Annotated in this window: 9 protein-coding genes; 4 read left to right on the top strand and 5 right to left on the bottom strand. The window is 71.9% G+C overall.

Annotated elements, in window-relative coordinates; all coding sequences use genetic code 11:
• On the bottom strand, positions 1–1,083 hold a 1,083-nt coding region (locus tag AAH991_RS39355; protein WP_346231057.1), incomplete at its 3' end, for an extracellular catalytic domain type 1 short-chain-length polyhydroxyalkanoate depolymerase.
• A gap of 242 nt (positions 1,084–1,325) precedes the next feature.
• A complete protein-coding gene (locus AAH991_RS39360; protein WP_346231058.1) occupies positions 1,326–1,451 on the bottom strand; it encodes a hypothetical protein in 126 nt (41 codons plus the stop codon).
• Between AAH991_RS39360 and AAH991_RS39365 the strand changes: the two genes are divergently transcribed.
• Positions 1,450–2,160, top strand: coding sequence for a sulfotransferase family protein (locus tag AAH991_RS39365; protein ID WP_346231059.1), 711 nt, complete (start codon positions 1,450–1,452; stop codon positions 2,158–2,160). The two genes, AAH991_RS39360 and AAH991_RS39365, sit on opposite strands and share 2 nt — an antisense overlap.
• A gap of 654 nt (positions 2,161–2,814) precedes the next feature.
• The gene (locus tag AAH991_RS39370; RefSeq protein WP_346231060.1) at positions 2,815–4,944 is read left to right on the top strand and encodes a PQQ-dependent sugar dehydrogenase; all 2,130 of its coding nucleotides are present in this window, start codon (positions 2,815–2,817) and stop codon (positions 4,942–4,944) included.
• Between the two features lie 193 nt (positions 4,945–5,137).
• Here AAH991_RS39370 and AAH991_RS39375 read toward each other — a convergent pair whose 3' ends face one another.
• The 3 genes from AAH991_RS39375 to AAH991_RS39385 all read right to left on the bottom strand — a co-directional run bounded on the left by AAH991_RS39375 (position 5,138) and on the right by AAH991_RS39385 (position 7,399).
• The gene (locus tag AAH991_RS39375) at positions 5,138–5,506 is read right to left on the bottom strand and encodes a cupin domain-containing protein (RefSeq protein ID WP_346231061.1); all 369 of its coding nucleotides are present in this window, start codon (positions 5,504–5,506) and stop codon (positions 5,138–5,140) included.
• Positions 5,507–5,630: 124 nt separating this feature from the next.
• Positions 5,631–6,461, bottom strand: a complete 831-nt coding sequence (locus AAH991_RS39380) for an ABC transporter permease (protein WP_346231062.1) — start codon at positions 6,459–6,461, stop codon at positions 5,631–5,633.
• Positions 6,458–7,399: an ATP-binding cassette domain-containing protein gene (locus AAH991_RS39385; protein WP_346231063.1), complete on the bottom strand. Its 942-nt coding sequence runs from the start codon at positions 7,397–7,399 to the stop codon at positions 6,458–6,460. Before AAH991_RS39385 ends, AAH991_RS39380 begins: the two co-directional genes overlap by 4 nt.
• Before the next feature lie 268 nt (positions 7,400–7,667).
• Here AAH991_RS39385 and AAH991_RS39390 point away from each other — a divergent pair, with 268 nt between their 5' ends.
• Both AAH991_RS39390 and AAH991_RS39395 read left to right on the top strand, forming a co-directional pair.
• Positions 7,668–8,138 carry a hypothetical protein gene (locus AAH991_RS39390; RefSeq protein WP_346231064.1) on the top strand — a complete coding sequence of 157 codons (471 nt, stop codon included), beginning with the start codon at positions 7,668–7,670 and terminating at the stop codon, positions 8,136–8,138.
• Between the two features lie 92 nt (positions 8,139–8,230).
• The gene (locus AAH991_RS39395; protein ID WP_346231065.1) at positions 8,231–8,377 is read left to right on the top strand and encodes a hypothetical protein; all 147 of its coding nucleotides are present in this window, start codon (positions 8,231–8,233) and stop codon (positions 8,375–8,377) included.
• The last annotated feature ends 5 nt before the right edge of the window (positions 8,378–8,382 follow it).

Consider the following 8,382-nt stretch of genomic DNA (forward strand, 5'->3'; position numbering starts at 1 on the left):
ATAGCGCCCGCTGCGGGTGGCGGCCTCACCCAGGGTCGCGGCCGGCGGGCCTCCGGTCGGGGTGGCCGAGGGGCTCACCGGCGGGGTCGGAGACGGACTGTCCGGCGGCGTGGGCGACGGGGAAGGAGACGGCGAAGGAGACGGCGAGGTCGTGGTGCTGTTGAGGCCGAGGAAGTCGATCGCGTAGGAGATCATGCCATTGAGCGGCAGCGAGTGGCCCTGGCCGGAGACGCTGATGCCCTCGACCGGCGGCTGCGTGCCGGCGTTGCCGTACCGGGTGCGGGTCCAGCCCGACGAGGGGCTGTCGGTGGACGCCGGCGTCTGGCTGACGCCGTGGAGGTTGGTCCACTGCTTGATCTCTTCGCCGAAGTTGGGGTAGGCGAGGGTCGTGTCGGTGGCGCCGTGCCACAGCTGCATGCGGGGGTAGGAGCCGCTGTAGCCGGAGTACATCGAGCGGGCCAGGTCGCCCCACTGCTGCGCGGTCTTGATGCTCTGGCCGCCCGAGCACTGGCTGTTCCAGGTGGAGCCGTCGGTGGTGGCGAAGCATCCCGCCGGTACGCCGGAGAACGCCGAGCCCGCCTTGAAGACGTCCGGATACTCGGCCGCCAGCACGTTGGTCATCATCGCGCCGGAGGAGACGCCGCTGACGTAGACGCGGCCGGGGTCGACGTTGTAGCGCGACTTGGCGTAGTCGACCATCGACATGATGCCGACCGGGTCGCTGCCGCCGCCCCGTTTCAGCGCCTGAGGCGAGTACACGTCGAAGCACTGGCCGCTGCGCGTGGCTTCCGGGAACACGATGACGAACCCGTACTGGTCGGCCGCCGTGACGTAGTCGCGGAAGTACCCGCTGAACAGTGCCGACGCGGTGCCCGTGCAGTAGTGGACGGCGACCAGCAGCGCGGGCCGGGCGGCCACCCGGTCCGGCACGTAGATGTACATGTTCAGGTTGCTCGGGTTGTCGCCGAAGCTGGTCACCCGGGTCAGCGAGGCCGCGGCCGCCGGTCTGGTGACCAGCAACGTGGTCGCCGCGACCACGGGCATCAGCACGGCGGCCAGTAAGGCCACGATGCGTCGTCTCACGTGGACCGTCCTTCCTCCGGTTGCGCCGATCCGGACGTCCGCCGACGGCGCCTGATGTTTCCGAAGACTGCATAGAACTCTCAGGCCGCTCAAGCCGCAGGTCCGCACCGAACCGGCCGAGCCGCGGAGCGGGAGGTCAGGGGTGGCGAGCACCACCTCACGCGCGGGGGTTTTTGGAAAGTTTCATGGCTGCTCCGAAAAATTCCAGCCACCACTTCCCCGGTGCGCGCCGTGAGAACGGCTCACCCACGGGCATGCTCGCGGAGGCCGGCGCGGCCGGGCGGCGACCAGGAGCGGCGCCGCGCCGGGACGGCGGCGGCGGCGGCGACGACGACGACGACGACGACGACGACGAGGAGCCTGGGCATGCTGGAGGTCATCGGCGCGGGACTCCCGCGCACCGGGACGACGTCGACGAAGGCGGCCCTGGAACGGCTCGGCTTCGGGCCCTGCTACCACACCTTCGAGGTCATGCTCCATCCCGAGCTGGCCGAGCGGTGGCTGCCCGTCTGCGCCGGCGGGCCGGCCGACTGGGACGAGGTCTTCGCGGGCTTCCGGTCGTGCGTGGACTGGCCCGCCAGCTTCTTCTGGCGGGAGCTGGCGCGGTCCTACCCGGACGCCAAGGTCGTCCTCACGGTCCGCGACCCGCACAGCTGGTACGCCAGCTTCCGCCTGCTGGGCTCGCTCAGCCCGCGGGGGCCGGTGCGGGAGGACGAGGTCCCCGAGGCCCTGCGTCCCGTCGTCGCCGCGATGACGAGCCTGCGGCCGCTCTTCGAGCGCATCAGCAGGTCGGTCTTCGGTGAGGAGTGGCGGCCCGGTCACACGCCGGACGAGGAGCGGGCGGTCGCGGCCTATCACCGGCACATCGCCGAGGTGCGGGCCACCCTGCCCGCCGAACGGCTCCTGGTCTTCGACGTACGCGAGGGATGGGGACCGCTGTGCGCCTTCCTCGGGGTCACCGCTCCCCCGGGCGACCCGTTCCCGCACCTCAACGACGCCGCGTCGATCCGCGGGATGTTCGAGCTCATGCACACCGAGGGCCGCGTGCGCGTCCCCTTCCAGGGCGGCGGAGGATGACCCGCGCGGGGCGGCAGGGGTGGTCGCGCCGCCCGGGGGCGTGCCGCCCGGGTGGCACTCGCACACCCGACGTCTCGGCGCGACGACGGATGCGCGACCGGGCGTACGCCCCCGGGCGACGCGCCAAGCTCGGACACCCAGCGTGACGAGTCGATCGGGAGTGGTACGACTTCTGTCGCATCGATCACATGTTTTGCGACCGTAGATCGGACTTATGCCAGATGTCAACGAAAGTTGGTGCTTTCGCCCACAAAACATCCATTCGGGAGTACGTCGGCGGCTGACCCCGGCCGTCCGCAACGGACATTGAACGCGCTATTGACCATTCGGTAGCACGGTCGTAACAATGTGGGCGTCTCGCGCTCAACCGGCGGTGGCACGCCGACGGAGCCAGGCAGCGTTCTGTCCAGTGTTCGACCGATGTTCGACCACGACGCGTTCGGCGCACGCGTCCTCACGAAGGGGACGATGCGTGCGGCCGCCCTGGCGACCACTTCCGAGTGCGACCTCCATGGCCGTGACCTCGCCGGTTCCGGCGTGGGCGCATCTCCCCGGCATCGAGCGGCCGGACCGCCACGCTTCCCTGCCGTTGCCGCGGCACGGATGGCGGCCCGGCCACCCAACTGACGCCCTCCGGCCAAGGAGAAGCACCACGTGAACGGTACCTCCAAGAGGACCAGGCTCATGGCGGCGGCAGCGGCCGCCGTCATGACGGGGCTCCTGACGACGCCGTCGATCGCGACGGCGCAGGAGACGCAGGCGCCCCCGGAGTCCGCCTTCCAGAAGGTGACCCTGAACGACACCCCCGGTGAGCCCATGGACCTCGCCGTCCTTCCGGACGGCAGGGTCCTGCACACCACCCGCGCCGGCACCATCTGGATGCACGACCCGGCGACCGGCCTCAACACCAAGGCCGGCACCATCGACGTGTATCAGCACGACGAGGAGGGCCTGCAGAGCATCGCGCTCGACCCGAACTTCGGCAAGGGCAACAACTGGGTCTACCTGTACTACTCGCCGCCGCTGAACACCCCCGTCGACGACCCCAAGACGCCCAGCGTGAACGAGGGCGACGCCCCCAACGAGGGCACCGAGGCCGACTGGGAGCGCTTCAGGGGCGCCATCCGGCTGTCCCGCTTCGAGTTCAAGAAGGGCCAGATCGACCTGGCGAGCGAGCAGCAGATCCTCGACGTCCCGGTCGACCGGGGCATCTGCTGCCACGTCGGCGGTGACATTGTCTTCGACGCCGAGGGCAACCTCTACCTGTCGACCGGCGACGACACCAACCCGTTCGCCTCCAACGGGTACTCGCCCCTGGACGACCGGCCGAACCGCAACCCGGCGTACGACGCCCGCCGCACCTCCGGCAACACCAACGACCTGCGCGGCAAGATCCTGCGGATCAAGCCCAAGGACGGCGGCGGCTACACCATCCCCGAGGGCAACCTGTTCGCGCCGGGCACCCCGAAGACCCGGCCCGAGATCTACGCGATGGGGCTGCGCAACCCGTTCCGCATCGAGATCAACAAGGAGAACGGGGAGGTCTACGTCGGCGACTACTCGCCGGACGCCAACCGGCCCGACCCGAACCGCGGGCCGGCCGGAACCGGCAAGTGGACGGTCATCCGCAAGCCGGCCAACTACGGCTGGCCGTTCTGCGCCACCGCCAAGATGCCGTACAACGACTACGACTTCGCCACCGGCACGTCCGGCGCGCCCTTCAACTGCGCCGCGCCGGTGAACGACTCGCGGCACAACACCGGCCTGACCGAGCTGCCTCCGGTCGCGCAGCCGGACGTGTGGTACACCTACGGCGCGTCCGCCGAGTTCCCCGAGCTCGGCACGGGCGGCATCTCCCCGATGGGCGGCCCCGTCTACCACTACGACAAGAAGGCGGCGCACGGCCGCAGCCCGGTGGCGTGGCCGGAGTACTACGACGGCGTGCCGCTGCTGTACGAGTGGTCGCGTGACTGGGTGAAGGGCATGCGCCTGGGCGAGGACGGCAAGCTCTCGAAGATCGAGTCGGTCCTGCCGTCGTTCGTCTTCGACAACGCCATGGACATGGAGTTCGGCCCGGACGGCGCGCTCTACGTCCTGGAGTACGGCGACGGCTACTTCAACCAGAACCCCGACGCCCAGCTGGCCCGCATCGACTACATCGGCGAGAACGGCAACCACTCGCCGGCCCCGAAGGCCTCGGCCGACAAGACCAACGGCAAGGCGCCGCTCAGCGTGACGTTCTCCAGCGAGGGGACCACGGACGCCGACGGTGACCGGCTCCAGTACGCGTGGGACTTCGACGCCGACGGCAAGGTGGACTCGCGCGAGGCCAACCCGACCTTCACCTACCAGGAGAACGGCGTCTACCGCGCGACTCTGAAGGTCACCGACGTGGGCGGCCCCCAGCGCGGGCGTTCGGCCACGGCCGAGGTCGAGGTCGTGGTCGGCAACCAGGCGCCGGTCGTCGAGTTCGTCAAGCCGACTGAGGGACAGGCGTTCCACTTCGGCGACGTCGTGCAGTTCGAGGTCAAGGTGACCGACGACCAGCCGGTCGACTGCTCCCGCGTCCGGGTGACCTACATCCTCGGCCACGACAGCCACGGGCACCCGCAGACGACCGCGAGCGGATGCACCGGCAGCATCACGACCAGCGTGCCGTCGGGCCACGACCCGGCGAACGACAACCTCTCCGGTGTCTTCAACGCCACGTACACCGACCCGGGCGCGGACGGCCTGCCCGCCCTGTCCGGCAGTGACGAGGTGGTCCTGAAGCCGGCCGGCTGATCCGGGCGGCTGATCCGGGAGCCGGGGCGGGCGCGTGCCCTCCCCGGCTCCCGGAAGGCACTGAGGTGCCGGCCACGCGAAATCCGCGGGCCGGTGTGGTCCGAGGCGGGGCCGCAGCGCCGGGAACCGTGCGCCGCGGCCCCGCTTGTCGCCTGACCCGCCGGAGGAACTCCGGCGGGCGGAGCGGACGAGGTCAGGGCCGAACGGCGTACAGCTTGCGGAGCGTCTCGTGCACCGTCCACACGGTGCGCGCGCCGCCGGGCATCAGGACGACGTCCCCCGGGCCGACGTCGAGCACCGGGCCGCCCTCCACCTCGATCGTCGCCCTGCCGCCGAGCACGACGAAGACCTCGTCCGCCTCGGTGTCGGTGCTCACGCCGGGCCCGTGCTGCCAGACGCCCACCGCCAGGTCCGTGCCCGACGCCAGCTCCAGGTGGCGGACCTGCGGGTTCCCGGAAACGACCTGGGCGGGGTCGAGCGGCTCCGGATCGAGGTCGGCGTCGGCCAGGGCCGCCGCGCGCACCACGCGCGGCGTGACGGTGAACGATTTGTCGGTTTCCACCTGCGGAAGTGTAGGACCAGGCCCGCTGTGACCCGCTGGCGGTCCACCGCCGCCCTCGCCCGCCGGGCCGGAGTCCCGCGTCCGCGCGGTCAGGAGGTACGCGACCGGCCCCGCGCCCAGCCGGTCACGCGTCGCGGCGCTTGAGCAGAACCGCCGCGACGGCGATCGTCACCGCGGCGTAGCCGCAGAAGACCGCGAACCCGGTCCACGGCGCCAGCTCCCCGGGCGCGGGACGGACAGACATCACGACCTGTCCGGCGTTCGACGGCAGGTACGGAACGACACGCCTGCCCCAGTCGCCCGGCAGCACCTCGCCGAGGGTCGGCAGCACCAGCAGCAGTCCGAACAGCGCGGCGATGGCGCCCGCGGTGTTGCGGAGGATGAAGCCGAGCCCCACCCCGAGCAGCCCCACGATGGTCAGGTACAGCCCCGCCCCGGCCACCGCGCGGGCGACGCCGTCCGCCGCGAGCGTGGTGCCCCGCGCACCCAGGACGGCCTGGCCGCCCAGGAAGGCCGTGAACGACGCGGCGATCATCAGGGTGGCCGCGACGACGGTGAACACGCCCGCCTTGGCCCACAGGACCGGGAGCCTGCGCGGCACCGCGGACAGCGTGGCGCGGATCATGCCGGTGGAGTACTCGGCGGTGACCAGCAGCACGCCGAGCACGCCGATGGCGAGCTGGGCGAGGGACACTCCGCGCAGGCTGGCCCCGGCCGGGTCGAACAGCGCCTGGTGCGGCGCGCCGGGCAGTGCCGACTGGGCCGTCATGAACGCGCAGAGCAGCACTCCCGCCCCGATCGTCGTCCCGGCCGCAGCGACCAGGGTGTACACGGTCGACCGCAGCGACCACAGCTTGATCCACTCGGACCGCATGACCCGGCCCTGCGTAACGCGGCGGCGGTCCGCCGCCGGTCCGGCCGTGCGGCGGGATGCGGTGACGTTCGCGGTGCTCATGCCGCGCTCCTTTCCACACCGGCCGTGCTCCGGCCGGTGACGCCGTGATACTCGACCGCGTCGCGGGTCAGCTCCATGAACGCCTCCTCCAGCGAGACGTGCACCGGGGTCAGCTCGTACAGCGTCACGCCGTGCCGCGCGGCGATCCGTCCGACGGCCTCGCCGTCGAGGCCCTGCACCTGCAGGACGCCGGTCCCGTCGCCGGTGACCGTCACGTCCGGGCCGGCCAGCAGGTCGCGCAGCCGCTCGGCCTGCGGCGACCGGACCCGCGTGGTCAGACGGGAGGAGTCGCGGACGAAGTCCGCCACCGGCACGTCGGCGATCAGCCGTCCGCGGCCGACGATGATCAGTTGCTCGGCGGTCAGGGCCATCTCGCTCATCAGGTGCGACGACACGAAGACCGTGCGTCCCTCGGCCGCGAGCCCCTTGAGCAGGGTGCGGATCCACAGGATGCCCTCGGGGTCGAGTCCGTTGACCGGCTCGTCGAGGATGAGCGTCGCCGGGTCGCCGAGCAGCGCGGACGCGATGCCCAGCCGCTGGCCCATGCCGAGTGAGAACCCGCCGACCCTCCGGTGCGCCACCTCGCCCAGGCCGACCAGGTCGATCACCTCGTCGACGCGCCGCCGCGGGATGCCGGTGGTGGCGGCCAGGGCACGCAGGTGGTCGTAGCCCGACCTTCCGGGATGGACCCCCCGGGCCTCCAGCAGCGCGCCGACCTCGTGGAGCGGTGCGGCGTGCCGCGTGTGGCGGCGGCCGTTGACGGTGGCGTGCCCGGCGCCGGGGGCGTCCAGCCCGAGGATCATCCGCATCGTCGTCGACTTGCCGGCCCCGTTCGGGCCGAGGAAGCCGGTGACGACGCCGGGCCTGACGGTGAAACTGAGGTCGTCGACGGCGACCTTGCCGCCGTAGCGCTTGGTCAGCCCATTCGCTTCGATCATGAGGATCCTTCTCGCTGACGAGTATGCCGCGGCCCCCGCGGGCCGTCGGCATGACACTCGCGGCCAGGGCTGTCGCCCCGCTGCCCGTCCGCTGACAGCCCGCTGTCCGCCCTTTCCACACGCGGACAGTCGGCGGGCAGCGGCGGACGGGAGTGTGACGCCGACGGCCGGCGCAGCCGCGGCGTCGACCGCGTGGGGCGTTACCCGGCGCGGCGCCGCGCCTGCGACCTCCGTCGCGGCCACAGCCCGTACCGAAGGGAGCCCCCCGATGACCGGCAACACCGTCACCGTCACCACCGGCGCCGTCCACCGGCGTACCGGCCTGTCCGGCGTGCTCGCCCGCCACTGGCGGACGGGGGTCGCCGCCACCGGCACCGTCGTCAGCCTGTCTCTGCTGGCACCGCTGCCCGACGAGGTCCAGACCTCTGTCAGCGCCTGGTCGGTCCTGCTCGCCGCGGTCATCTACCTCACCTGGGGAACCGCCCGCGGCGAGCTCGCCTCCCGGCGGCTGCTGAGCCTGCAGACCGCCGCCGTGCTCGGCTTCGGCGCGGTCGCGGTGGCCGCGGTCGCCGCCGGCCCGGACGCGGCCCGCTACGTGCTGGCCGCCGGCTGGCTCGCCCACGCCGCCTGGGACGTCGCCCACCACCGCGTGGACCGGGTGGTTCCCCGCTGGTACTCCGAGGCGTGCCTGGTGTCGGACCTGATGATCGCGGCCGCGCTGCTGGCCATCGGGTTGTAAGGTCCGCCACGGCGGCCTCGGACGGCGAGGCGGGGCCGGTCCCGGTGGTGAAGATCAGCGGCAGGACGGGACCAAAGGATATGATCTTCATCGTGGCACGGCTGGTGTCGTACGCCTCGCAGACCGTCGCGCTGCCGGAGGGCAGCCCCGCCGGCGACGGCGTGTACGAGTTCTCCGCCGCTCCGCTCCCGGTGACGGGCGCGGCCGGCTCCCCCGTCAACCCCCTCGCCATCAAGTGAGGCTT

The organism is Microbispora sp. ZYX-F-249 (assembly GCF_039649665.1).
In the GTDB taxonomy this organism is placed as follows: Bacteria; Actinomycetota; Actinomycetes; order Streptosporangiales; family Streptosporangiaceae; genus Microbispora; species Microbispora maris.

Excerpts from the sequence above, each read along its gene's own strand:
- AAH991_RS39365 (WP_346231059.1), top strand. The coding sequence starts at position 1,450 with ATGCTGGAGGTCATCGGCGCGGGACTCCCGCGCACCGGGACGACGTCG.
- AAH991_RS39360 (WP_346231058.1), bottom strand. The coding sequence starts at position 1,451 with ATGCCCAGGCTCCTCGTCGTCGTCGTCGTCGTCGTCGTCGTCGCCGCC.
- AAH991_RS39380 (WP_346231062.1), bottom strand. The coding sequence starts at position 6,461 with ATGAGCACCGCGAACGTCACCGCATCCCGCCGCACGGCCGGACCGGCG.
- AAH991_RS39385 (WP_346231063.1), bottom strand. The coding sequence starts at position 7,399 with ATGATCGAAGCGAATGGGCTGACCAAGCGCTACGGCGGCAAGGTCGCC.
- AAH991_RS39390 (WP_346231064.1), top strand. The coding sequence starts at position 7,668 with ATGACCGGCAACACCGTCACCGTCACCACCGGCGCCGTCCACCGGCGT.